Source organism: Streptomyces capparidis, from assembly GCF_054782095.1.
In genome coordinates, this window is record NZ_BAAGTD010000006.1 from 195347 (window position 1) to 220104 (window position 24758).

Below are 24758 nucleotides of genomic sequence, written 5' to 3' on the forward strand. Positions count from 1 at the left end.
GCCGGTCAGGTGCCGGTGAGGGCCTGCGGGGCGAGGTTCCTCAGCAGGGTGTCGGCCCAGCGGATCTGGCGCAGGGTCTGCGGGTGGCAGGCGGCGGCGAGCTCCAGCAGGCGCTCGTCCCGCGCGGCGTGCCCGGCCTGGGTGAGCATCTCCCAGTACAGGCTGTTGCCGGACGCGGCCAGGTGCAGGGCGCGCAGGTCGTGCAGGAGCAGCAGGCCCGGCTCCGGGCGGTGGGCCAGCGCCTCGGCGGCCCTGGCCCGCACGGCGGGCAGCGGGCCGGTGCGGGACGCGGCGGGGCCGGGCGGGGTGCGCAGCTCCAGGCCGTAGTGGCGGCCGGTGGCGGCGAGCAGCACGGCGTGCTGGTGGGACCAGCGGGCGAGGTCGGCGGCCACGTGGTGCACCTCGTGCTCGGCGCGGTGCCGCTCGGCGGCGGTGAGCAGCCGCCCGGTCAGCCGGCGCTCGCCGCGGTGCAGGGCGCGCAGGACGAGACGCAGTCCGTTCATGAGGGGTCCTCCGCCCGGGTGAGGGCCGCCGCGGACACCTTGAACAGGGGCTGCTTGGAGGCGGGGTCCCAGTCGGTGACGACGGTCTCGTTGGCGGCGCGGCCCGTGGTGCCGCGGGCCGGGCCGCGTCCGCCGGGGGTGTCCCAGTAGCCGTAGTGGAACGGCACGAACAGCAGCCCGCGCCGGATCCCGGTGACGCGCAGCCGCCCGAGCAGGGCGCCGCGCCGGGTGGTGACCCGCACCGGGTCGCCGTCGGCGAGGCCGCGCTCGGCGGCGTCCTGCGCGGAGATCTCCACCCACACGTCGGGGGCGGCGGCGTTGAGCTCGGGGGCGCGGGCGGTCTTGGTGCGGGTGTGGAAGTGGTGCAGGGTGCGGCCGGTGGTGAGCTGGAACGGGTGCTCCTCGTCGGGTTCCTCGTGCGCGGGCAGGTACTCCGCGGCCCTGATCACCGCCTTGCCTTCCGGGTTGGCGGCGCGGTAGTCGGCGGCGCCGTGCGCGGCCCCGGTGACCAGGTCCTTGCCGTAGCTCTCGCACACCTCGGGGCGGGCCCAGTCCACCCCGTCGCGGTACAGGCGGGCGGTGCCGCCGGGGGTGTCCTCGGTGCAGGGCCACTGGATGCCGCTGGCGCCGCGCAGCCGGTCGTAGGTCAGGCCGGTGTAGTCGCAGGGGCGGCCCGCGCTGCACCGCTTCCACGCCTCGAACGCCGACTCGGGGTCGTGCCAGCCGATCAGCGGGGCGCCGTCCTTGTCGCGGAAGTCCATGCGCGCGGTGTAGTCCAGGAAGACGTCCAGGTCGGGGCGGGCCTCGCCGGGCGGCTCGACGGCCTTTTCCGCCAGGTGGACGGTGCGGTCGGCGTTGGTGAAGGTGCCGGTCTTCTCGCCCCAGGTGGCGGCGGGCAGCACGACGTCGGCGAATTGCGCCGTCTCGGTGAGGAACAGGTCCTGCACCACCAGGAAGAGACCGCGCCGGGCCAGCACCGAGCGCACGCGCGGCAGGTCGGGCAGGGACACGGCCGGGTTGGTGCCGCTGATCCACAGCATGCGCAGGGTGCCCTGCTCGGCGTACCGGAACACCTGCATGGCGTGGGTGGGCGGGACGTGGTGCGCGATGGCGTCCGGCTCGACGTTCCACACCCGGGCGAGGTCGGCGACGTGCTCGGGGTTCTGCCAGTTGCGGAAGCCGGGCAGGTCGCCGTCGGCGCCGCACTCGCGGGTGTTCTGCGCGGTGGGCTGCCCGTTCATCTGGAGCACGCTGGCGCCGGGGCGGCCGAGCATGCCCCGGACCAGGTGCAGGTTGTTGACCTGCACGGCGGCCGCGGTGGCCTGGTGGGACTGGTAGACGCCTTGCAGCACCGTGGACAGCAGCGCCCGCGCGCCGCCGATCAGCTCGGCGGCCTGGGCGATGCGGGCGGCCGGCACGTCGCAGATCCCCGCGGCCCAGGCGGGGCCGCGGTCCCGGACGGCCCGCTCCAGCTCCTCGTAGCCGACGGTGTGCGCCTCCACCCAGGCCCGGTCGACGCGGCCGGTGCGGATGACCTCGTGCAGCAGCGCGTTCAGCAGCGCCACGTTGGTACCCGGCCGCGGCGCCAGGTGGACGGCGGCGTGCCGGGCCGGCTCGGTGGGGCGCGGGTCCACGCACACCAGCCGGGGCGGGTCGCCGCCCGCAAGCCGGTCCAGGACGCGCATCCACTGCACCGGCTGGGTCTCGGCGATGTTGTGGCCGTACAGGGCGATGACGTCGGCGTGGTCGAAGTCGTCGAACGTGCCGGGCTGCCCGTCGCAGCCGAACGACTGCTTGAGCGCCTCCGCCGCGGTGGCCGTGCACAGCCGGGTGTTGCCGTCCAGGTGCGGGGTGCCGATGCCGGCCCGGGCCAGCACCGCCAGGGTGTAGTACTCCTCCAGGTAGAGCTGCCCGCTGGTGTAGAAGCCGAGCGCGCCCGGCCCGTGGCGCTCCAGCAGCTCCCGGGAGCGGGCGGCGATCCGCTCCATGGCGGTGTCCCAGTCGGTCTCCACCAGCCGCCCGGCCCGGCGCACCAGCGGCCGGGTGAGCCGGTCGGGCGAGGCGTTGGCCTGCCAGGCGTACAGGTCCTTCGGCTCCAGGCGCCCGCGGTTGACCCGGTCGCCGGTGCGGCCCCGCACCCCGACGATGCGGCCGTCCCGCACGGCGATGTCCATGGCGTCGCCGCTGGAGTGCAGCAGCGACGCGGCGCGCACCCACCGCTGCACGTCCTCGCGCCCGACCCCGGGCGCGAGGTGCCCGTCCGCCCGCTCGGGCCACGGCTCGCCCCGCCGGTAGGGGGTGCGCCGCCCCCACGGGTGCGCGATCCGGTCCACGGCCTCCGCCATGTCGTCACCTCCCGCCTCCGGCCGACCGCTGCCGGGTACCCGGGCGGCGCCCCCTCTAACACGCCGCGCCCGCCGGCTCGGGCGCCCTCGCACGTCCGGCTCGGGCGCCCTCGCACGTCCGTGCGAGCATGGCCGGATGCCGTACGACGAGGGCCTGGTCGGCCACTGGAGCAGCGCGCCCTTCGACGTCGGCGCCATGGAGTCCGGTGACCTGGCGTTCGGGCCCGACGGGCGGGGGTGGGCGGTGTGGGCCAACGCCGCCGGGGGTCTCGACGTGGCACGGTTCCGGTGGCGCTGCCCCGGTCCTGGGCGGGTGGTGATCGAGGAGCACTGGGGGGTGTCCGGCCGCTGGGCGCTCACCGACGACGGCGACGGGCTCGCCTCGGTGGACGGGCACGGGCCGCGCGGCGACGTGCTGCGCACGGCGTACGTCCTCGGTCCGGTGGAGCCGCCGTACGGCGGGGCGCCGCTGCCGTGCGTCACCTTCGCCGAGCCGGTCGCCTTCTGCCACGTCTACGCCCGGGGCGAGCGGGAGGTCCGGCCGGAGCAGGACCCGTCGTTCGCACGGTTTCCGTACTCCTGAGCCGCGGCGGCGGGGGCGGCTGTTGCCCGGCGGGGTTCATCGGCGATACTTCCCGCCGTGGAGCAGCGCATAGGTCCGATCATCCCGCCCGTGCCCGCAGGGACCGACCCGGCGTACGTCCCCGGTCTCGTACCACCGCGCTCCCTGGAGCCGGAGGACGACCCGCGGCCGGACGACGCCGCCGACGACGCCGCGGAGGAGGCCCCCGAGGAGGAGGCCGCCGCCGAGGAGGAACCCGCGGCGGAGGCCGACGGTGCCGAGGACGAGGAGGAGGACGACGCCGACGCCGGCGAGCCCCTCTTCGAGGCGTCCGACCGGCGCAGCTCGATCGTGGCCGACCGCAGGGGCATCACCTTCCGCCTGGACGGCGAGGAGGCGGCGTTCGACTGGGACGAGGTCGGCGCGGTCGAGATCGACACGCCCCGGCTGGGCCGCCGCTTCACCGTCGTGCTGTACACCACAACCCGGGACCGCTACGAGGCCGATGTGCAGGCCCCCGCACGCGGGCGGTTGAAGGAGTGGACGGAGCGGCTGGACGCGGTGCTGGATGAGCACTTCGACGACTCCGCCGCATGACGGGCACGCCCCCTCCCGGCGCCGCCCTGGTCACCGGGGCCTCCCGTGGCCTGGGCGCCGTCATCGCCCGCCGTCTGGCGGCCGACGGGCACCCGGTCGCGGTCAACTACCGGTCGGGCGCCCAGGCGGCCGAGCACCTGGTGGCGGAGATCCGCGCAGCGGGCGGCACCGCCGAGGCGTTCGCCGCGGACGTCACCGACGAGACCTCCGTCGCGCGGCTCGTCGCCGGGGTCGCGGCCCGCCTCGGCCCCGTGGCCACCCTCGTCGTCAACGCCACCGGCCCGCAGCCCGAGCAGGACCCGGTGGAGGTGACCTGGCAGGACCACCTCGCCCAGCTCGCCTTCTTCGTCAAGAGCCCCACGCTGCTGATGCAGGCGGTGCTGCCGGGCATGCGGGAGCGCGGCGGCGGCCGGATCGTCCAGATCGGCTCGGACATCCTGGAGCGCGCGCTGCCCGAGATGTCCGCGTACGTGGCGGCCAAGGCCGCCCAGCACGGCCTGACCGAGTGCTGGGCCCGCGCCCTGGGCCCGTACGGGATCACCGTGAACACCGTCGCCCCGGGCTGGATACCGGTGGAGCGGCACAGCGGGGCCAGCGCCGACTCCCTGGCCGCCTACACCGCGGGCGTGCCGCTGGGGCGCATGGGGCGGCCGGAGGAGGTCGCCGCCGCGGTGTCCTTCCTCGCCTCGCCCGAGGCGGCCTTCGTCACGGGCGAGCGCATCAGGGTCAACGGCGGTCACACCCTCGGCTGACGGTCCGGCGGCCGCCGGACCGTTCGGCGGCCCGGTCGGCGGACCGGTTCACGGCCGGGGCAGGTAGCCGTACAGGAAGGCGCGCACCCCGGCGGTGACGGTGCGGTCGAGCTCATCGCCCGGCGGCTCCGCGAGGCCGGGCCCCTCCACCCCCCAGGTGTCGCTGGTGAGCGCGAACAGGTGCCGGGCGGCGCACTCGGGGTCGGCGACGTGCAGCAGGCCGCGGTCGGCGAGGCCGGCCAGGCAGGCGGCCAGGGCCCGCTCCACCCGCAGCGGCCCGGCGTGCCGCCAGGCGTCGCGCAGATGGCGCGGGAAGCGGTCGCCCTCGGCGTGCATCCTGCGCACCATCGCGAAGTGGTCGGCGAACTCCGGCCAGCCCCCGGCCAGTTCGCGGGCCATGGCGACGAGGGCGGCCTCGAGGTCGGCGACCTCGGCCGCGGACCCGATGTGGCGTTCGACGACCGCCTCGTGGGCGGCGGCGACCCGCTCGGAGCTGTCGGTGAGCACGGTGGCGAACAACTGCTCCTTGTTCGCGAAGTGGTTGTAGATGGTGCGCGTGGAGACCCCGGCCTCGGTGGCGATCGCGTCGATGCTCGCGCTGAGGTAGCCGACCCGGCCGAACACCTTCCGGGAGGCGCGCAGCACGGCCTCCCGCTTGGCGGGGTGCCCCCTGCGCGCCCTGCCGCCCCGCTCGTCCGCGCCCCGCTGGTCCGCGCGGTCGTCCGCGCCGCCGGGTGCCGTCATCGTGGGTCCCTCCGCTCGCCGGCCTGTGTCCGCCAGTTTACTTACTTACAATGCACGTTGTACTTTACTTTCATGACCGCACCGCACAAGTCCCTCGGCACGCCGGTGCGCCCTCCGGCCGCCCCCGGCGCCCCCGGCGGGCGGACCAGGGCCGCCCTCACCCTCGCCACCGTGCTGCTCGGTTACCTCCTGGTGCCGATGGCCATGTCCGGCACCAGCCTCGCCCTGCCCCGCATCGCCGCCGACCTCGGCGGCGGCGCCGCCGCCCTCCAGTGGGTGATCACCGGCTACTTCCTGGCCGCCTCCTGCCTGATGCTGGTCGCCGGGTCCCTCGGCGACCTGTTCGGGCGGCGGCGGGTGTTCCTCGGCGGCGCCACCCTGTACGTGCTGAGCACCGCGGGCGCCGCCGCCGCGCCGAGCGTGGCCCTGCTCGACGTGGCCCGCACCCTGTCCGGGGCGGGCGCGGCCGGGGTGATGGCCGGGGGCGGCGCCATCCTCGGCGCCGCCTTCCACGGGCCCGCCCGCACCCGGGCGTTCGCCGCCGTCGGCACCGTGGTCGGCGTCGGCCTGGCCTTCGGCCCCACCCTGTCCGGCTGGCTGGTCGGCGCCCTGGGCTGGCGGGCGATGTTCGCCGTGTTCGCGGCCGTCGGCGTGCCGCTGGTGCTCGGCGCCCTGCGCGTGGCCGACCCGGCCCCGGTGCGCGGCGGCAGGATCGACGTCCCCGGCATCGCCGCCCTCGTCGTCGGCATGAGCTGCCTGATGTTCGGCGCCACCCGGGTCGCCGACTCCGGGTGGACCAGCCCCGGCGTGCTCGGCCCCGCCGCGGTGGGGGTGCTGGCCCTGGCCGCCCTCGTCGCCGTCGAACGCCGCTCCGACCACCCGGTGCTCGACCTCTCCCTGCTCCGCGCGGGCCCGTTCCGCGGCTGGCTGCTCGCCGCGCTGGCCATCGCCGCGGGCAGCGTCGGCGTCCTGGTGCACCTGCCCGCCTACCTCCAGGGCGCGGGCGCGCGCTCCGCCGGGGACGCGGGGTCGGTGATGCTCGCCATGACCCTGCCGGTGCTGGCCGTGCCGCCGCTGGCCGGGCGGCTCGTCGCCCGCGGGGTGCCCGCGGCCCGGCTGATCGTGCTCGGCGTGGCCCTGGTCGCCGCGGGCAACGCCTGGCTGACCGTCCTCGCCCCCGGCTCGGGCCTGCCGCACCTGCTCGGCCCGCTGGCGCTGATCGGCACCGGCAGCGGCGTGGCCGCGGCCCTGATCGACGCCCAGGCCATGGAGCACGTCGCCCCGGACCGGGTCGGCATGGCGTCGGGGCTGCTCAACACCGTGCGCAGCGGCGGCAACACGCTGGTCCTCGCGCTGTTCGGCGCGGCCCTGGCGGGGCTGGTCCAGTCCCGGGTCGGCGACCGGGAGGTGGCCGGGCGGGTGGCGGCGGGCGACCTCGGCGACGGCCCCCACGCCCTGCTCGCCGAGCACTACACCGCCGCCTGGCACACCGTCTCGTGGGTGGCGGCCGCCCTGTGCGCCGCGTCCGCGGTGGCGGTGCACCGCCTGGTGACCCGGCCCGCCCGCCGCCCCGTCGGGGAGTGAACGCGGGCGCCCGGTCACCCTCCGCCGCGCGGCCGGATCAGCAGCAGCGCCACGTCGTCGCTGTTCTGCGCGGGCCCGGCCGCGTGCCGGACCAGGATGTCGGCGAGGACGTCCAGCGGCTCGTGCGCCGCGGCGTCCAGGCGGCGGGCGAGCGCCGCCAGCGCGTCCTCCAGGTCCACGCCCGGGCTCTCCACCAGGCCGTCGGTGTAGAGCGCCAGGACGGCACCCGGGGGCAGCGGCACCTGCGCCGTCGGGTAGTCGGCGTCCGGGTCGATGCCCAGCAGCAGCCCGGGCGGCAGGTGCAGCACCTCGGTGCGGCCCCCGGGGCGGCGCAGCAGCGGCGGCGGGTGGCCGGCGGTGGCCAGGCGGGCCCGGTGGCGGGCCAGGTCCAGGTGGGCGTACAGGCAACTGGTGAACAGGCCCGGGTCCAGGTCGGTCAGCAGCCGGTTGGTCCTGGTGAGCACCTCGCCGGGGGACGCGCCCGCGGTCGCGTGGACGGCGGTGCGGACCTGGCCCATCAGGGCGGCGGCGCTGACGTTGTGGCCCTGCACGTCGCCGATGGCCGCCGCGGCGTCGTGGGCGCCGAGGCGGATCAGGTCGTAGAAGTCGCCGCCGATGTCCATGCCCCGGCTCGCGGGCAGGTAGCGCGCGGCGACCTCGAGCCCGGGGACGTCCGGCAGGGTGCGCGGCAGCAGCCCCGCCTGGAGACTGCGCGCGAGGTGGTGCTTGGCGTCGTACAGGCGGGCCCGGTCCAGGGCCTGGGCGACCAGCCCCGCCACCGAGGTGAGGACCGCCCGCTCGTCCGGGGCGAACGAGTGCCGCCGCTCGTAGGCGAGGACCAGCGAGCCGACGGGGCGCCCCGAGGCGATCAGGGGCAGGAACGCCCACGCGGCCATGCCGTCCTGGTGCACGGCGGGCGGGTGGGCGCGCTTCAGCTCGTCGAAGCCGGCGAAGAAGCAGGGGACGCCGGTGGCCAGGACGTGCGCGGCCGGGGTGTCCGAACCGAGCGGGACGGCGTCGAAGCGGCGCATCAGCTCCTCGGGGTAGCCGCGGTGGCCGATGATCCGCAGCCGCCCCTCCCCCGCGGTCATCAGGGCCATCGCCCGCACCCCGAAGGCGGGCATGAGCTGGTCGGCGACCCGGTCCACCACGTCGCTGACCCCGATCGCCTCGGTGAGCGTCGCCGCCAGGTGCATCAGGTGGTACAGCGCGGTCGCCCGGCCCGGCACCTGCGGGTGCGCCACCCGCTCCAGGTCCTCGACGGCGTCCTCGGCGCCGACCGGGGTGATGCGGACGCTGACCCCGGAGTCGTCGGCGAACAGCCGGAAGGACAGCCACCGGTCCGGCGGGCGCAGCACGGTGAACGACGTCGGGCTGCGGCTGATCACCGCCGCCCGGTAGCGGTCCTCCGTCACCGGGTCGTCCAGCCACGGCAGCGCCTGCCGGGGCCGGGCGCCCAGCAGGTCCCCCACGTCCGCGCCGAGCAGCTCGGCGGCCTCGGTGGTGACGAACACGACGCGGCCCTCCGCGTCCAGGGCGCAGCAGCCCCCGGGCAGCCGCTCGGCGAAGTCCACCGCCGCCATCGCCTCGGCCGGGCCCACCGCGTGCCGCCGCGGCGGGGACAGCGCCCGCGGAGTCCTCGGGCCGGGCAGCACCGGGTGCCCGGCGTCGGCGGCCCGCTTCAGCAGCCGCCCGACGCGTTCGCAGGCGACGTCCACGGCCACCCTCTCGTGCGGGGCCAGCAGCGGAGGGTGCCAGCCGGGCCACAGCAGCACCAGACCGCCCAGCACGGCGTCGCCCGCGACCAGGGGCGCGGCGGCCAGCGCGAAGTCGTACGGCAGCACCAGGGCCGGGCGCGGGTAGCGGCGGGCCATCTCCTCGCGGCTGCCGAGCCACACCAGGCGCCGCTCCCGCACCGCGTCGGCCACCGGGATCGGCGCGTCCACCGCCACCTTGGTCCAGGGCACCGCGATCTCCAGGGACACCCCGCTGAGCACCACCAGGGACAGTGCCGCCTCGCCGGGCGGCAGGACGTAGACCAGCCCCGCGGAGGCACCGGTGTCCCGCACGGCCGCGGTCAGGGCGGCGTCGACCGCGGCGTCCTGCTCGGGCTCCCGCTCGGCGTCCCGCGGGTGGGCGCCGGGGTCCGCCGCGGCGGGTGGGTCCCGCCCGCACCGATCACCGTCCATATCAGGACAATACGCCCGACACTGGGGCGCGGCACACCCGCCCGGGCGCGGAATTCCGCTTCGGGTCGGGGACGGGACCCTCGGGGTGGCACCCCCAAGGTCACCTGGGAGCGTCCGGAGCCGCGCTTCCCTCTCCCCCGCCGGGCGGCGCGAGTGCCCACAGGGCGAGGGCGGCGATGTGGCGGCGGGTGGGGTCGGTGAGGGGCGGCAGGGCCGTGCCGTCCAGGATGGCGCGGGCGCGGCGGAGGGCGGGGCCGTGGTCGCGGTGGTCGTGGCGTTCGGCGTCGAGCAGCGGTATGGCGGCGGTCAGCAGTCCGTCGGCGCACAGCAGTTCGTCGGCGCGGGTGAGTTCGCGGGCGGGGATGGCGCGGCGGCCGGACTCAGCCATGTTCACCAGGGCGCCGGTGACGTGCAGCAGCTCGCCCACCTCCTTTTGGCTCAGCCCCGCGCGGCACCGCAAGTGCCGCAGGACGCGGCCGACGTACAGGCGGGCGGGTGGCGGGTCCGGGCGCTGCCGGCGGGCGGCGCTCACCGCCGGACACTCCCCTCGGCCGGGGTGGGGAGCGGGGCGCAGACGTGGCCGCTGACGTCCTCGTGGACGACATGCAGCTCCGCGCCCGTGCCCTCGATGTGTTCCGCGAGCCACCCGGCCTGGTAGGAGGCGCTGCTGAGCCGGTCCCGGCTGTGGACGACGACCATCACCCGCGGGTAGTCGTGCAGCAGGTCGGGGACGAAGGACAGGGCGGTCTCCAGTTGCGGGCGGGTGGCCGGGGTCAGGGCGACCGGCCCGGAGTCGTACCACTGCCCGCCCACCGCCCACCGCCCACCCCCGGCCGCGGGCGTACGCGTGCGACTCGGCCAGACGCTCCCGCAGGCAACCGGTGACGGGGTTGACGGCCCGGTCGTACAGCAACGCGATCGGCGGACGGCTCTCCCAGGACATGCTCACCGGAACACCACCCCGCCCGGGGCGACCACCAGCGCCCGCCGGGTGCGGCGTTCGTGCGCCGAGTAGTGGGGGCGCACCAGGGGCGCGCCGTCGGCCAACAGCACCGATCCCGGCTCCGCGATGGTCGGCGACGGCGCGACAGACGCGGCCGGGGAGGGTGCCTTGATTGGACGGGAGCGGGCGCGGTGACGCCCGGTCGGACGTACGTGGCACAGGCTGGACACGATCGGCTCCATGACAGTCGGTACAGGTACCGTCACAGATTGCCCGGCGGTGAAGGCCCGCCGGTTGACCGTCTGGCAACAGCCCGGTCCTTGATCGGCCATGACCGGCAGTGCTACACCCCGCACCACCGCGCGAACTGGGTCACGGCTTCCGGCGCCTTCGACCTCGCCCGGAGCAGCGCGGCCACCGTCTCGTGGACGCCCGGGTGGTAACGCGTCTGCTGCGGTGCGACCCTCTTGGCGTTCTCCAGCGACGTCAACGCCTCGTCGTGGCGGGCCGTCCACACCTCCGCGCGGGCCCGGTCCACCCAGTAGTGCCCCGCCCGCGCCGGCGGGTAGCCGCGCGGCAGCTTCACCTTGACGGCCTCGTTCAGCGCTTCGCCGTGCCGATCCCGGTCACTGGCCGCGGCCATGCTGTGGATCGCCACATTGGTGGGGCCGAAGACCAGGCCGTAGTCCCGGGTCTCCCCCGTCGCGCGAGCGATGCCGTGCGCTTCCTTCAACCACTCCCCCGCCGTGTCGGCGTCCCCGCAACGGCCGGACAGGATCGCGCCCTTCAAGTGCAGGGCGCCACGTACGGCACGGGTCCTGCGCTCGCCGTCGTCGTCCAGATCCCGCAGGGCCTGCTCCACGAGCGCCAGGCCGCGGTCGTGCCGGGCGGCATCGGCGAGGAGCTGGGCGCGATCCCAACGTTCGATGGCGATCTGCCGGGGGTCACCGGACCGCGGGGCAACCGCGGCCATGCGCGCCAGCGCGAGACGAGCGAGGTCCAGGTATCCGATCTGGCGTGCCACGACGTACACCGTGCGGCCGAGCTCCGCCTGGAGCCACGAGGCCCGCTCGCTCTCCCCGCTGATCCCGTCGTGGATGAGTGCCCGGCCGTTCACCTCGGCGATGAGGGCGGGCAGGTCCGCGGCGATCTCGATGAACTCGGCTCTCGCCCGGCGTCCTTCGAGAGCTGCGACCTCCCTTTCCAGCACATCGAGCGAGCGGGGCGGCGGATCGCCCGGCCGGAGCGGAATGCCCCAGTCGTCGAGTGCCGCACTGATCGGGGTGATGAGTCTGTCCAACTGGTCCCGCTGAAGCATCCGGATGTACGGCTGCCCGTGGAGCACCGACACCGGCACCGACAGCGCTCGGGCGACGGAGGCGACGATGACCGGACCGGCATGGCGTTCACCCCGCTCGATGCGGCACAGCATGGAGGGTGAGACGTGGGCGCGCCGGCTGAGTTCCCTGAGCGAGAGGCCGCGCAGAGCGCGCACCTCCGCTATGCGCGTCCCGATTCCACCGGCATTCGAAGTGGGGTTGGCGTGCTCGGGCATACGCACTCCCGGTTGTCGGCTGACACGAAAAACCGTACCCCCGGTCGGCTCCACGAGGGCCGCGATCGGCTTCCACTCCCACCGGCGGGGGTGCCGATACGAGCAGCGGCGCGCGGGGACCGTCCGTGAGGTCGGCGGTCGCCTCGTCAAGGTGATCGCTCGACCTTCGGTCCGTCTGATGTCAAAGTGCCGACGGCGTCGTTACGCCCCAACCGCCGCCGGGAAGGCGGCGATACGCATATCAGTGGCCCTTCACGCTCCGCGGATCGCGTGGATCAGCAGGGTGCCCACCCGGCGCTTGCCGTGCCGCGGCGCGGGCAGGACGGTGGCGGTCACGTCCTGGAAGCCGTGCTCGCTCAGCATCGCCGTCCAGGTCTCCGGTGGGTAGTCCCACCGCTTCACGATCGCCGGGTCTTCATCGGGCCCACGCGGGATGTAGGACGCCTGGCAGCCGTAGCACCCCTCCACGGGCGGTCGCTGCGACATGGCGAAGACCCCGCCGGGCGCCAGGCTGCCGTGAACCGCGGGAAGGGTCAGGCGGGGGTCGGTGAAGCTGGCTGCGCCGAAGACGGAGTAGATCGCGTCGAAGGCGACGGGCGAGGCCGTCATGAAGGCGAGGGCGTCACCCTGGTGCAGCTCCATTCGGTCCACGTCCGCCCACCGCTCACGGGCCTTGGCCAACTGCGCACCCGACAGATCGACACCCACGGCTCTCACCCCGAGCACCGCCAAGTGCGCCAGGTTCCCACCGGACCCGCAACCGAGGTCGAGCGCGCTGTCCCCCGGCTTCAGAGCGAGCAGCTCGGCCCCGGGCCCATGGTCGGGGTGCTGGGTCCAGTTGAACCACGTCTTCTCACCCTTGGCATTCGTCTCGCGCCGCTGGGGCTTGCTCTGTGCGTAGGTGTCCCATGCGACGCCACGAGCGTCCGTCACTGCTTGTCCGTTCTCGTTCACGGCGACAGCCGCCCGGCGGAGGTACCAGGCGGCTGAAGCGGGTGTGGGCTACTTGCTCACGGGGCTGTCGGAGCACCCCGCATAGCTCTGCGTGCACTCGGCAGCACCCTCGGCGGGCCAGAACTCGGGGTCGATCGCGAAGCCCGCCGACCGGATCACGTCCCGGGTGCGCGCCATCGCGGCCCGTCCCTCGGCGGGGGTGTGCCCGCGCCGGTCCGGGACGTGGTGGATGAAGCCGGTGCCGAGCGCCGAGCAGAACTCGGCGTAGGGCTTGGTGTGCAGCACGAAGGCGTGCCAGAAGAGGTCCACGCGGAGGCTGGGGGCCATCTTCTCGCCGGTGGCGTGCGCGGTGGCGGCGAGGAAGGCCGCCATCTGGTTCACGCCGCGCTCTCCGAGGTCTTCGGTGAGGTCCGGCCAGTAGTCCTTGCGGACGACGGCGATCAGGTCGGCCCGCAGTTCAGGGCTGATCAGGTTGAGGACACTTGTCGCGTCCTGGTTGGTGATCGTCACGCTGTATGCCTTCCTTGTCAGGGAGCGGCTGTGGGCGTCCTTGCGGATGGTGCGTGAACGGCGTGGTGGAACGCATCCCGGAGTGGTGGGGGTTCGGGGCCCGAACGGGGAAGAAACGACGCTCGACTCAGACGGAGCGATGCAGGCGAACCCACTTCGCGGTGTCCGGCGGCACGGACCACTGCCGCGTCCCCGTCTTCTCGAGTCGGTTCTCGGCCGGCTTGAACCGATCCCCTCCGCGTTGCTTGACGTGCCAACAACACTACACACGGTAGAAGCCGGGCAGCCACGGCCTTGCATGGTCTTGCACGCGAACTAACCCAGTGCCGTAAGCGCGTCCGAGATCAGAGCCCGAGCAGCGGCGCCGTACACCGCGATGCGCGACAGCTCCGAAAAGGCTTTCCGGTAGGTGGTGATCTCGGTCGGCGCGGTGACGTTCACGGCGGCCGTCAGCAGCTCGACGCTGGCCTGGCGGCTGTCGAAAAGATAAAAGGCTTCGAGTGGCCACACCCGCCGTGGCGCCGTGAAGGGGATCACTCCGAGGCTCACGTTGGGCAGAGACATGACCGTCAGCAGGTAACCGAGTTGGCCCGCCATGGTCGCAGTGTCTCCGATGCGGTAACGAAGCACGGCTTCTTCGAGGAGAAGGGCGAATCTGTGATCGCCCTCGTACAGCACTCGCGAACGTTCAAGCCTGGAAGCAGCCGCGGCAGCCGAGTCGTCAGGTGTCTCTTGGAACGCGGCGATCGTGGACAGCAGGGCGGAGGCGTAGGGCTCTGTCTGAAGCATTCCGGGCACCACGTTGGAGCAGTACACGCGGAAGTGGCGAGTGTTCTGGTAGAGAGGCACCACTTCTTCTTGAGCCCTGCGCATCCCGTGCCGATGGAGCTTCTTCCAGTGCACGTACATCTGGTCGGCTTGCCGATTCGCCGCGATCAGATCCGCGGCTTGATCGTCGGCTCCAGTCGCCTTGCACCACGCACGGATATCGGCATCCGAGGCGGGCGTCTTGGCCCGCTCGATGCGTGATGTCTTGGCCGGGCTCCACCCGCACCGAAGGGCCAGCTCGCTCCCTGTCAGCTCTGCTTCCCTGCGTAGTTCCCCCAGTCGAGCGGCGATGACTCCACGGGCGGCTTGGGCGCTTGACGACGGCGACAGGGGCATACACCGATTATTGAGGTTCGGAGGTTGTGTTGGTCAGACCGAGTACTTCTCGTGCGGGACGGCGCGCTCCCAGACGGCCTCGAAGGCACCTGACGCCATCTCCGCCACGGCCGGTTCGGTGCGCACCTCCCAGCGCGGCTCGGACCAGTCACCGTCGCCCGAAAAATGGTTGAACAGGACCGTGCTGCCGTCGAAGATCCAGCAGTCGTTTCCCGGCAGCGCAATGTCCGATGCCTGCCGCCGAGGAAGCCACCGAACCAGTTCACCGGCGTGCAGGTTGACCACGGTGCCGGCATGCTCGTAGCGGATGTAGTCCGTCACCGGCTCGGACACGACGCGAGCACGGCGAACGACGACCCCCCGGGCCACCGTACTCCGCACCAGTTCGACCCAAGGTGCCCAGTAGTCCGACGTCGGGTCGATATCCCGTCCACCAGTGCGCTTCCAGCGTTCGTAGTCTCCGGCTTCGTCCCCCACACCGTACGAATCGCGCATCTCCAGATGCACTGCCGAGCGCTTGGCCGCGGCCAGCAGTTCGTCAAAGCCCGGGTCGTTCCGCGACATCGCACGCCTCCCTCAGCATCGGCACCATGCGGGCGGGAATCCGAATCACAGCCTCGTGCGGAGGGACCCCCGGCGCGTGCCCCGGGACTTCGAACGCGGCGCACCGAGCCGCCAGCTTCTCGTCCGGCTTCCAGCCCTGGAGCACCAGCTCCGCGTTCTCTTCGTCCACCCAGATGGTGGGGGAGCCCTGCTGCCCTGTGTCTGGATCAATCCCGATGAACCGCAGTGCCATGGTCCCCTCCGGCGTCGAGTGGCTTACGCCAACTTGCACGAGCGTCCCGTGATGCCTTTGCAGGGTCAAGAGCGCACAGCTCGCAACAGACCGCGCACAGTAACGAGCGACCTGGCGCGGTGGCGCGCGGGGCTAAGGACTCTCTCTCCCCCCCGCACGACCCTGCGCGACGGCTGGGGCCTTCCTCACCGAGCGCAGCGACGGCCCGCCGGAGAAGCCGGACGGCACCCCCGTGTAGGCCGACCAGGTGAGTCCCCCCGTGTGCCAACTCCGGGGACCGGGGGCGAGAGGGGGCTGCGTGCCACGCTCGGAGGGCGCGTCGCGTCGAGGGTGCAGCGGAGGCGGGAATGTCCGGAGGAGCGGGAGTCGGCAGTGGAGGCCGGGCGGCTTCGGGGGCGGTGCTGCGCGCTTCCGCACTCCTCGGTGCGCTGGTCCTGGCGGTCGGGTGCGGGGGCGGTGGGTCGTCGGGGGACGACGCCTCGCCGAGTGTGGCGGAGACGGGGGTGGCGACGCTGTTCCCGGGCAGCGGGCGGCAGGGGGCGCAGAACGTCGACTTCCCGCGGGTGCGGCCGGGGGAGGCCGCGCGGCTGCGGATCAAGATCGTGAACCGTACGGGCCGGGACATGAAGGTCGAGCGGGCCCGGCTCACCGGTGCGGGGGTGGGCAACGGCGAGGGACTGGCGGAGGAGGAGGGGGAGGACTGCACCGAGGAGCCGATCCCGGACGGGGGGTCGTGCTTCGTGGACGTGGTGTGGCGCCCGGAGGAGGGCGGTGACGCGAGCTTCGAGCTGGAGCTCGTCACCGACCAGGGCACCTTCCGCGCCGGGGTGAACGGCCACACCGAGGGCGACGGCACCTCGTCCCCCAGCGGAAAGCCGTCCCCTTCCCGGCCCGCGGGCAGCCCGTCCCCCGGGACGACCACACCGTCCCCGGGCGTGACGAGCCCTCCCGGCGGGACCACGGGCGGCACGACGGACGGGACGACCGGCGGCACCACGACCACCGGCGGCACCACGGGCGGGACGACCACCGGCGGCACCACGGGAGGCACCACCGGAGGCACCGACGGCCCCGGGGACGTCCCTCCGCCTCCCCCTCCCCCGACGTGACCTGACGGCCCCTACTGGTTGCCGAGGACCTCCACGCGGATGTCGGCGTCGTCGCGGAGGACCATGGTGAGGCTGCCGGCGTTGGACGGCACCTGGGAGATCAGGAAGTAGCGCGTGCTCGACTTGCCGAGGACGAGGAAGCCCGTGCACCGGAACCGGTAGGGCGCGTGCGCGGCGCCCAGGTCCGCGCACTTCACGGAGGGCGTGGTCGGCTCGATGCGGGAGCGCGAGTGGACCAGGGCGATGGTCATCGTCTCGGCGCCGTACCGGGCGTCGTGGTGGGCCTGGGATCTGCCCACCCCGTCGGCGTAGCGCGCCATGACGAAGAACACGATCATCACCATGGCGGCCAGGAGCAGCCCTTCCGCGATGTTCCAGAACCGCTCCCTCCTGCGTTCCGGGCCGCGCCGCAGATACAGCGCGAACATCGTCAGCAGCGCCCCGAGCGCCACCAGGAAGGAAGGGGCCAGCTCCCTCTCCCAGCCGGGCGGCAGCAGGAACTCGACGGCGCGCAGCCACCACACCGGTTCGAGGAAGACCGGGAAGCTGAGCAGCAGCAGCGCGACGCCGACGCCGCCCAGCACCTGGCAGGCCCGCCGCCGCCTGGACGCGGCCTCGGGCGCGGCCAGTTTCCGCTCGGCCGAGCGGAACGCCAGGACGCCGACGAGTCCCACGGCGAGCATGACCCACAGCGGAAGGAAGATCGCCGTGGGGCTGGCGAGCAGGTAGTCCTGCGGGGACAGCTCCAGCTCGCTCACCCGGACGCCGAAGTACCGGTAATAGGCGTCCCAGTACTTGCTGCCGAAGTAGTACAGGAGACCGAAGACCACGGACCCGGGGGTCACCACATAGGCGGCCTTCTCGAGAAAGGATTTCTCGTCCGCCTCCAGTGCCGCCAACCGCTTTCCCTTCTTCGCTCCCCGGTCGGCTGTCACTGTCAAAGTAATGCGGCCCGGGCGCGGCCGGGGAACTGCGACACGCGGGCACCGGGCGCGGCCCGCTGTCCGCTGTCCGCAGCAAGCGGGCCGGAGCAGGCGTCCTCCGCACCCTCGCCACCAGGAAGCTCTCACCGATGAGACTCTCATCGATGAGAGCGACCGGGCCCGGCGGCCTCCGCAGAAAGTCAGACACCCACGGCCCCCGGGCCCGACCGTCCCCCCGCCCGCAGAAAGTCCGATACCCACCGTCCCTCCGCCCCCAGCCACCTCCCCACCCCCACCGCAAGCCCGGACACCCCCGTCGGCGCCCCCAGGTCACCACCCGTCCCTCGTCCCCCACCCCACCCACTCCCTCGACCCGCCCTCCACCGCCCCGCGAGGGACTCTCCCCCGGCGCTCGTCCCCCGGCGCACAAACCGGAAGCAGAGGTTCACCTCGACGGCCAAGCCCTGAACTCCCGGCTTGAAGTCGGGAGTTGGCGCTGTAGGGGGGAGCTGTACGCTGCGGGGACCCTGTGGGTCCATGACAAGAGGAGAGCCAGTGAGAAGTGCTGCGCTTGGTGAAGGGGACGGGGTCGGTCTCGGTTCGGGTGGCAGGCTCAGATGGCGGCCCGTGGCGGGGCGGGGGGCGCGGGGTGAGTGACGCGCCGGGGTTGGATGCGATCAGTGCGGCTCTGGGGCGGGCGTACGGGGAGGAGGTCGAGCCGTGGGGGGACTTCGCGCCGGGGGTTCCCTACGTGCTCGGGGGGAGTGAGCCGCTCGACGCCGTGCGGGTGTACGCGTGCGCCGTGCCGAAGCCGCACTGGCACATGGTGAGTTTCGGGATGTCGGAGCTGTACGAGAAGGCGAGCGCGGACCCGGACGAGTCGGGGTGGGGCATCGAGTTCAGTCTGCGGGTGGCGCGGGAGCCGGAGGACGTCGAGCCGCCCGTGTGGGCCGCGGTGATGTTGCAGCAGCTCGCCAAGTACGTGTTCGCGCAGCGGCCGTTCGCGCCGGGGCACACCATCCAGGTGGCGCGGGGCACGTTCAACGACCGGCCGGACCAGGTGCTGGACACCCCGACGCTGCTCACGGCGCTGGCCTTCGCCGTGGACCCGCAACTGGGGGTGATCGGCACCGCGCACGGCAGGGTGACGTTCCTCCAGGTGGCGGCGCTGACGGACAAGGAGTACGCGGTGGCCAAGGGCGGCAACGCGCAGAAGGTGCTTGAGCTGATCGAGCGGGAGGTCCCGCTGCACATCGTGGACCGGGGGCGGCCCAGCGTGCTGTGAGCCCGGGCGGCGGAGGGTCGCGGACGCCCGCGGGGTCGGTCCGGGGCCGTGGTCCGGCACGTCCCGCGCCGGTGTCCGCTCAGGGTTTCTCCCGATGTCTTCCCGGTTTCTTCCGGTTTCTTACGGGTGCTTTCGGGTGTGTTCCGGGTGTCTTCCGGGTTCCTTCGGCCGCTTTCCGGGTTCGGCCCAGATTTTGTCCGCCTGGGGCCAACCGATCGGCGTTCCCTGCGTCTTCCTGGTCGGCCGTCGCACCGGTGCGCCTGCCGGTGCGGCGGGTTCTGGCCGCGGCCGCAGACGGCCGTCGCCGCGCAGACAGGGATGGGGCATGGGGACTGTGGAGAACAGTACGCGGATGAAGCGGTCGTTGATCGTCGGAGCGGCGTCGCTCGGGCTGATCGCGGCGGGGACGGCGGCGTTCGGCGCTCCGGGTTACGGCGGGCGGGACGCCGAGGGGCCGAGCCTGAAGCTGGTGGTGGCCTCCAAGTCGGTGACGGTGGACCGGTGGGCGGAGGAGCCGGGCGTCTACCTGGACCTGGGGACGTATGTGGCGGTGGACGGGGCGCCGTTGGAGATCCGGGTGAAGCGCGCCTCGTACGACGCGCCGGTGACCGCCGTGCAGGTGCTGCACGAGAAGGACGGCAGCACCAGGGAGAAGCCGCTCCCGGCGGGTCTGGTGAAGGACTTCTCGGGGCTGCCGGGGTTCCTCGAGGTGGCCGTCAAGGACGCCAAGGGCAAGGACGTGGTGCGGACGGCGCAGACGTTCTGCCCGAACGCGCCGTCGGGCCGGATCCACCCGGACGCCCCGGCGACGTCGAAGTTCCCCGAGGGTTGCTCCACCAACCCGTTCACGCTCGGGTCGGTGTGGGGCGCCGAGAAGGGGTGGGGGGTCAACACCGTCCAGGACTACTGGACCAAGCCGCTGGACCTGAAGCCGGGGACATACACGGCGCGGGTGAACGTGGCGAAGAAGTACCGCGACGCGTTCGGGATGAAGAACCAGTACGGGACGGTGAAGGTCGTCGTCCGCAAGGGCCAGGAGGAGCGGGGCCGCTCCGCGCCCGCGGCCGGGATCCGGGACGCCCACCCGCACGCCCTGCCGCGCGACGGGCACGCCGCCCACCGGGGCCACGCGTCGCACGCCGCCGACCACCACGGGCACGGCCCGGGGGGCCGCACCTGGCACGAGGTGCGGCCGGGGCTGCTCGCCGCGAAGGAGCGTCCCGAGGGCGAGCCGACGACGCCCACGGGCCCGAAGCCGGACCTGCGGGCGCTGCCCGCGTGGGAGATCCAGACCTCCAGGCCGGAGCCGGGGGACCGAAAGAAGCGGGAGTACCTCCAGTTCAGCGCGACGGTGTGGAACGCCGGTCCGGCGCCGCTGGTGGTGGACGGGTTCCGCAAGCCCGGCAAGGGCCTGATGGACGCCTACCAGTACTTCTACGACGCGGACGGCAAGCAGGTCGGCTACGCCCCGACCGGGACGATGGAGTGGGACCCGCGGGAGGGCCACGAGCACTGGCACTTCACCGACTTCGCCAGCTACCGGCTGCTGAAGGCGGACAAGAAGGAGATCGTGCGCAGCCAGAAGGAGGCGTTCTGCCTGGCGAACACCGACGCGGTGGACTACACGGTGGAGAACGCCAAGTGGCGGCCGGAGAACACCGACCTGTCGACCGCGTGCGGCGAGGAGAGCTCGATCTCGGTGCGCGAGGTGCTGGACGTGGGTTCCGGTGACACCTACGTGCAGTCGCTGCCCGGCCAGTCGTTCGACATCACGGACCTGCCGAACGGGACCTACTACATCCAGGTGCTGGCGAACCCGGAGAAGCGGCTGTTCGAGACGGACACGGCGAACAACGAGTCGCTGCGGAAGATCACGCTCTCGGGCAAGCCGGGCGCGCACACGGTGAAGGTCGCGCCGGTGGGGAAGATCACCGCGCCCTGATCCGGCGGTGGCCGGTCGGCCGACCGACGGCTCCCCCGTGCCCGTGGCTGCGACAGTCCACGGGCGCGGGGGAGTTTCGTGTCGGCGCGGGGTGCTCGTCAGCCCCGGTCGCGCAGCGACTCGATCGCGCGGGACAGGCTCTCCCGGCCGTGGCCCTCACTGATCTGCCGGTCGAACAGGTCGGCGAGGGGGGCGAGGAGGTCGGTGGGGACGCCCTGGGCGCGGGTGGACTTCAGGATGCTCGCCAGGCCGGTGGCGTTGATGTCCAGGTTGGAGGTCTCGGTGGTGTAGTCGCCCGCGGAGATCTCCGCGGCGAAGCCCGGCAGGGCGGCGGCGGCCTCGCGCAGCCAGCGGACCAGCGGCTCGGTGATCCGGACGGCGTCGATGCCCGCGGAGTCGGCCAGGGCGACCGCCTGGAAGAAGCCCGCGAACATGCCGTACATGCCGCTGAGCACCGCCACGTCGTACACGGCGGCGAGTTCGGGGGCGGCGCCGACGTGCAGCGGGTCGCCGAGCGGGGCCAGCAGTGCGCGCTGGGCCTCGAAGACGGCGGGCGGGCCGCTGTAGAAGACGAACGCCTCGGGGGTGCCGATGGTCTGCGGCACCGCGTACACCGCCCCGTCCACGTAGTCGGCGCCGCGCGCCCGCGCCCACGCGGCGAGTTCGCGGGCCTCCTCGGGGGTGCCCGAGGTGACGTTGACCAGGGTCCTGCCCGCCAGCGCGCCGCCGACGGGGGTGAGCAGGTCGCGGACGGCGGTGTAGTCGAGGACGCAGACCACGACGGTGTCGCTCGCGGCCACGGCGTCGGCGACGGTGGCGGCGCGGGTGGCGCCCTTGGCGACGAGGTCGTCGGCCCTGGCCGCGGTGCGGTTCCACACGGTGACCCGGTGGCCCTGGGCGAGGAAGGTCTCGGCGATGACGCGGCCGAGGTTGCCGAGGCCGACGACGGCGACGCGGACGGGTGTGACAGGGGTGGTGGTCATGGTGCTGCTCCTGCGGGGAGGGTGCGGGCTGGTGACGGGACCACCTTCCGGGGCGCCGGTGCCGGTCCGCTGTCGGTCCGCTGTCGGTGCCCGGCGGCGGCGGCCCGGCGGCGGCCCGGCCGGGGCGGCGGGGGCGAACTATCCTGAGCGGCATGCGGTTCGGGGTGCTCGGTCCACTGGCCGTGTGGACGTCGGGCGGCGCCCCCGTGCCGGTGCCCGAGGCGAAGGCGCGCGCCGTGCTGGCGCAGTTGCTGCTCGCGCCGGGGCGGCCGGTGTCCGCGGACCAACTGGTGGACGGGGTGTGGGCGGCCGGGGAGCTGCCCGAGCACCCGCTGAACGCGCTCCAGGGCAAGGTGTCGCGGCTGCGCCGGGCGCTGGAGGCGGGCGAGGTCGGCGGGCGGGGCCTGGTGGTGTCGGGGCCCGCCGGGTACGTGCTGCGGGCCGGTGACGACGCCGTGGACGCGGGCCGCTTCGCGGCGCTGCTCGCCCGGGCGCGCGCGGCCCGGGACGCGGCGGAGCGGGCGGGGCTGCTGGGCGAGGCGCTGGCGCTGTGGCGGGGCGCGGCGTTCGCGGACTTCGCGGACGAGCCGTTCGCCCGGCCCGCCGCGGCCCGCCTGGAGGAGCAGCGGCTGACGGCGGTGGAGGAGCGCGCGGAGGCGCGACTGGCGCTGGGCGAGCACGAGGCGGTGGCGGACGAGCTGGGCGCGGTGGTGGCGGCGCACCCGTTCCGGGAGAAGCTGGTCGCGGCGCATCTGCGGGCCCTGTACGGGGCGGGGCGCGGCCGGGAGGCGCTGGAGCGGTTCGGGGCGGTGCGGCGGCGGTTCGTGGCGGAGCTGGGCCTGGAGCCGGGTCCCGAGCTGGCCGCGCTGCACGGGGCGATGCTGCGGCGGGACCCGGGGCTGGCGCGGCGGGGCGCGTCGGCGCCGTCCGGGGGGACGTCCGCGGAGCCGTCCCGTGGGCCGTCCCGTGGGCCGTCCCGTGGGCCGTCCGGCGGTGGCGCCCCGGGGAGCAACGTCCCCGCCCCCGTCAGCGCCCTGGTCGGCCGGGACGGGGACGTGGCGGGGGTGCGCGGCCTGCTGGGGGACGGGCGGCTGGTGACGCTGACCGGGCCGGGCGGGGTCGGCAAGACCCGGCTCGCGGTGGAGGTGGCGCGCGCCTGCGCCGCGGGCGGGGCGGCGCGGGAGTTCCCCGACGGGGTGTGGCTGGTGGAGCTGGCCGCCCTGGAGCGGCCCGCGGGCCCCGAGGAGGGCGTGGGGCCGGTCGCGGAGGCCGTGCTGGGCGTGCTTTCGGTGCAGGAGGACGCGGGCGAGGGCCGGGTGGGCGGCGGCCCGGTGCCGCCGGTGGAGCTGCTGGCGGGGGCGCTGCGGGAGCGGCGGCTGCTGCTGGTGCTGGACAACTGCGAGCACCTGGTGGAGCAGGTCGCCGAGGTGACCGCGGCCCTGCTGGCGCGGGCGCCCGGGCTGCGGGTGCTGGCGACCAGCCGGGAGCCGCTGGGGGTGGGCGGCGAGCGGGTGTGGACGGTGGAGCCGCTCGGCCTGCCCGGCCCGGCGGCGGACCCCGCGGCGGTGGCGGGCGCGCACGCCGTCCGGCTGTTCCTGGAGCGGGCCGCGGGGCTGCGCCTGGACGCGGGCAACGCCGAGGCGGTGGCGACGCTGGTCCGGCGCCTGGACGGCATCCCGCTCGCGCTGGAGCTGGCCGCCTCCCGGGTGCGCGGCCTGGGCGTGCACGGCCTGGTGGCGCGCCTGGACGACCGGTTCGGGCTGCTGGACGGCGGGTACCGGGGGGCGCCCGCAAGGCAGCGCACCCTGCGGGCCGCGATCGACTGGAGCTGGCGACTGCTGACGCCGGGTGAGCGCACCGTGCTGTGCGGTCTGGCCGTGCACGCCGACGGGTGCGCGCTGGAGGCGGCCGAGGCGGTGTGCGCCGGGGACGGGGTGGCGCCGGGGCAGGTGCTGGGGCTGCTGTCCCGCCTGGTGGACCGTTCGCTGGTGGCCGCGGCGGACAGCCCGGACGGGCCCAGGTACCGGCTGCTGGAGTCGGTGCGCGAGTACTGCGTGGAGCGGCTGCGGGCGTCCGGCGGGCTGGCCGCGGCGCGGGACCGGCACGCCGTCCACCACGGCGCGTTCGCGCGGGCCGCGGCGGAGCGGCTGCGCGGCCCCGGGCAGCGGGAGTGGCTGCGGCGCCTGGACGCGGAGAGCGGCAACCTGCGGCGCGCCCTCGACCACGCGGTGGCCTCCGGCGCGGTGGACCTGGCGCTGCGCACCGCGGACGCGCTGGCCTGGTACTGGGTGCTGCGGGGCAGGCTCGCCGAGGCCGACAGGTCGCTGGGCCGGGTGCTGGCCGCGGACGGCGGCGGCCCGTCCCCGGCGCGCGCCCGGGCGGCGGCGTGGCGGGCGGGCATCGCGCTGATGCGGGGCGCGGCGGGCACCGGCGGGCGGGAGCTGATCGACGGGGCGCTGCGCGGGTTCGACGGCGTGGACGACCCGTCGGGGCGGGCCCGCGCGCTGTGGTTCCTCGGCGTGGCGCAGCTCGGCACGGGCGACGTGGGCACCGGGGAGGAGCTGGCGGGCCGGGCGCTGGCGGAGTTCCGGGCGCTGGGCGAGCCGTGGGGGGAGGCGGCGGCGCTGACACTGCGCGCCCGGCACGCCCTGGCGCACGGGGACCTGGCGGGGGTGCGGCGCGACGGCGAGCGGGCGGCGCGGCTGCACCGGGAGCTGGGCGACGGGTGGGGGTGGTCGCAGACGGTGTTCCCGCTGGCGTCGCTGGCGGAGATCACCGGGGACCACGCCCGGGCGGCGCGGCTGCACCGGGAGGGGCTGCGCGCCGCGGAGGACCTGGGGCTGCGGACGGAGGCGTGCAAGCGGCTCTCGGGGCTGGGCCGGATCGCGCTGCTGACGGGGGACCTGGCGGGGGCGCGCGAGTGGCACACCCGGGCGCTGCGGCTGGCCCGGGAGCAGAACTTCCGGCCGGGCGAGGTCACCGCGCAGATCGGGCTGGGGCTCGGGGCGCGGCGGGAGGGCGCGTACGACGAGGCGCGGGAGCTCATGGAGGAGCTGCTCGCGTGGTTCCGCGAGGTGGACTACGGGCCGGGCACGTCGCTGGTGCTGGCCGAGCTGGGGTTCGTCGCGGAGCTGCGCGGGGACGCGGCGGCGGCCAGGTCGTGGCACCTGGAGGGTCTCGCGGTGGCGCGGGGGCTCGGCGACCCGCGGGCGGCGGCGCTGGCGCTGGAAGGGCTCGCCGGGGCGGACGCCGCCGCGGGGCGGCCGGGGCGGGCCGCGCTGCTGCTGGGCGCCGCGGCGGCGGCCAGGGCGGCGGCGA

22 protein-coding genes are annotated in these 24758 nt (G+C 74.6%); 8 read left to right on the forward strand and 14 right to left on the reverse strand.

From position 1 onward, the window contains the following. Positions 1-5: 5 nt before the first annotated feature. Together ACYVO2_RS08005 and ACYVO2_RS08010 are read right to left on the reverse strand one after the other, a co-directional pair. Positions 6-503 carry a hypothetical protein gene (locus ACYVO2_RS08005; RefSeq protein ID WP_461006912.1) on the reverse strand — a complete coding sequence of 166 codons (498 nt, stop codon included), beginning with the start codon at positions 501-503 and terminating at the stop codon, positions 6-8. Continuing rightward, on the reverse strand, positions 500-2848 hold the full coding sequence (locus tag ACYVO2_RS08010) for a molybdopterin oxidoreductase family protein (protein WP_461006913.1): 2349 nt from the start codon (positions 2846-2848) through the stop codon (positions 500-502). The genes ACYVO2_RS08005 and ACYVO2_RS08010 overlap by 4 nt, the downstream gene beginning before the upstream one ends. A 136-nt stretch (positions 2849-2984) precedes the next feature. On the opposite strand from ACYVO2_RS08010, the gene ACYVO2_RS08015 reads away from it, so the two are divergent. From ACYVO2_RS08015 to ACYVO2_RS08025, 3 genes are all read left to right on the forward strand, one after another. Further along, positions 2985-3431, forward strand: a complete 447-nt coding sequence (locus ACYVO2_RS08015) for a hypothetical protein (protein ID WP_461006914.1) — start codon at positions 2985-2987, stop codon at positions 3429-3431. 90 nt (positions 3432-3521) lie between these two features. Next, positions 3522-4007, forward strand: a complete 486-nt coding sequence (locus tag ACYVO2_RS08020; protein WP_461006915.1) for a hypothetical protein — start codon at positions 3522-3524, stop codon at positions 4005-4007. Beyond that, a complete protein-coding gene (locus ACYVO2_RS08025) occupies positions 4004-4759 on the forward strand; it encodes an SDR family NAD(P)-dependent oxidoreductase (protein ID WP_461006916.1) in 756 nt (251 codons plus the stop codon). The genes ACYVO2_RS08020 and ACYVO2_RS08025 overlap by 4 nt, the downstream gene beginning before the upstream one ends. A gap of 48 nt (positions 4760-4807) precedes the next feature. On the opposite strand, the gene ACYVO2_RS08030 is transcribed toward ACYVO2_RS08025, so the two are convergent. Further along, complete coding sequence (locus tag ACYVO2_RS08030) at positions 4808-5503, reverse strand: TetR/AcrR family transcriptional regulator (RefSeq protein WP_461006917.1); 696 nt, start codon at positions 5501-5503, stop codon at positions 4808-4810. 72 nt (positions 5504-5575) lie between these two features. Between ACYVO2_RS08030 and ACYVO2_RS08035 the strand changes: the two genes are divergently transcribed. Further along, a complete protein-coding gene (locus ACYVO2_RS08035; protein WP_461006918.1) occupies positions 5576-7087 on the forward strand; it encodes an MFS transporter in 1512 nt (503 codons plus the stop codon). A gap of 14 nt (positions 7088-7101) precedes the next feature. Here the strand turns inward: ACYVO2_RS08035 and ACYVO2_RS08040 are convergent, their stop codons facing one another. The 9 genes from ACYVO2_RS08040 to ACYVO2_RS08080 all read right to left on the reverse strand — a co-directional run bounded on the left by ACYVO2_RS08040 (position 7102) and on the right by ACYVO2_RS08080 (position 15198). After that, positions 7102-9276, reverse strand: coding sequence for a SpoIIE family protein phosphatase (locus ACYVO2_RS08040; RefSeq protein ID WP_461006919.1), 2175 nt, complete (start codon positions 9274-9276; stop codon positions 7102-7104). A gap of 100 nt (positions 9277-9376) precedes the next feature. Then, a complete protein-coding gene (locus ACYVO2_RS08045; RefSeq protein WP_461006920.1) occupies positions 9377-9808 on the reverse strand; it encodes a helix-turn-helix domain-containing protein in 432 nt (143 codons plus the stop codon). Then, positions 9805-10089: a hypothetical protein gene (locus ACYVO2_RS08050; protein WP_461006921.1), complete on the reverse strand. Its 285-nt coding sequence runs from the start codon at positions 10087-10089 to the stop codon at positions 9805-9807. Before ACYVO2_RS08050 ends, ACYVO2_RS08045 begins: the two co-directional genes overlap by 4 nt. A gap of 473 nt (positions 10090-10562) precedes the next feature. Further along, a complete protein-coding gene (locus ACYVO2_RS08055; RefSeq protein WP_461006922.1) occupies positions 10563-11774 on the reverse strand; it encodes a helix-turn-helix domain-containing protein in 1212 nt (403 codons plus the stop codon). Between the two features lie 252 nt (positions 11775-12026). Next, positions 12027-12707, reverse strand: a complete 681-nt coding sequence (locus ACYVO2_RS08060; RefSeq protein ID WP_461006923.1) for a class I SAM-dependent methyltransferase — start codon at positions 12705-12707, stop codon at positions 12027-12029. Between the two features lie 69 nt (positions 12708-12776). After that, positions 12777-13238 carry a glycine-rich domain-containing protein gene (locus ACYVO2_RS08065; RefSeq protein ID WP_461006924.1) on the reverse strand — a complete coding sequence of 154 codons (462 nt, stop codon included), beginning with the start codon at positions 13236-13238 and terminating at the stop codon, positions 12777-12779. A 315-nt stretch (positions 13239-13553) separates the two neighbouring features. After that, positions 13554-14402: a helix-turn-helix domain-containing protein gene (locus ACYVO2_RS08070; RefSeq protein ID WP_461006925.1), complete on the reverse strand. Its 849-nt coding sequence runs from the start codon at positions 14400-14402 to the stop codon at positions 13554-13556. Between the two features lie 33 nt (positions 14403-14435). After that, on the reverse strand, positions 14436-14966 hold the full coding sequence (locus tag ACYVO2_RS08075) for a DUF6879 family protein (RefSeq protein WP_461006926.1): 531 nt from the start codon (positions 14964-14966) through the stop codon (positions 14436-14438). Continuing rightward, the gene (locus tag ACYVO2_RS08080) at positions 14941-15198 is read right to left on the reverse strand and encodes a hypothetical protein (RefSeq protein ID WP_461006927.1); all 258 of its coding nucleotides are present in this window, start codon (positions 15196-15198) and stop codon (positions 14941-14943) included. Before ACYVO2_RS08080 ends, ACYVO2_RS08075 begins: the two co-directional genes overlap by 26 nt. A 503-nt stretch (positions 15199-15701) precedes the next feature. Between ACYVO2_RS08080 and ACYVO2_RS08085 the strand changes: the two genes are divergently transcribed. Continuing rightward, positions 15702-16307 carry a hypothetical protein gene (locus tag ACYVO2_RS08085; protein WP_461006928.1) on the forward strand — a complete coding sequence of 202 codons (606 nt, stop codon included), beginning with the start codon at positions 15702-15704 and terminating at the stop codon, positions 16305-16307. A gap of 11 nt (positions 16308-16318) precedes the next feature. Here ACYVO2_RS08085 and ACYVO2_RS08090 read toward each other — a convergent pair whose 3' ends face one another. Further along, on the reverse strand, positions 16319-17206 hold the full coding sequence (locus ACYVO2_RS08090) for a hypothetical protein (RefSeq protein WP_461006929.1): 888 nt from the start codon (positions 17204-17206) through the stop codon (positions 16319-16321). Positions 17207-17897: 691 nt separating this feature from the next. Between ACYVO2_RS08090 and ACYVO2_RS08095 the strand changes: the two genes are divergently transcribed. Both ACYVO2_RS08095 and ACYVO2_RS08100 read left to right on the forward strand, forming a co-directional pair. Further along, positions 17898-18515, forward strand: coding sequence for a suppressor of fused domain protein (locus tag ACYVO2_RS08095; RefSeq protein WP_461006930.1), 618 nt, complete (start codon positions 17898-17900; stop codon positions 18513-18515). Between the two features lie 325 nt (positions 18516-18840). Next, the gene (locus ACYVO2_RS08100; protein WP_461006931.1) at positions 18841-20457 is read left to right on the forward strand and encodes a lysyl oxidase family protein; all 1617 of its coding nucleotides are present in this window, start codon (positions 18841-18843) and stop codon (positions 20455-20457) included. Between the two features lie 98 nt (positions 20458-20555). Here ACYVO2_RS08100 and ACYVO2_RS08105 read toward each other — a convergent pair whose 3' ends face one another. Further along, positions 20556-21440: an NAD(P)-dependent oxidoreductase gene (locus ACYVO2_RS08105; protein ID WP_461006932.1), complete on the reverse strand. Its 885-nt coding sequence runs from the start codon at positions 21438-21440 to the stop codon at positions 20556-20558. A gap of 152 nt (positions 21441-21592) precedes the next feature. Between ACYVO2_RS08105 and ACYVO2_RS08110 the strand changes: the two genes are divergently transcribed. Continuing rightward, positions 21593-24758: AfsR/SARP family transcriptional regulator (locus tag ACYVO2_RS08110; protein ID WP_461006933.1), on the forward strand; the 3166-nt coding region annotated here is incomplete at its 3' end.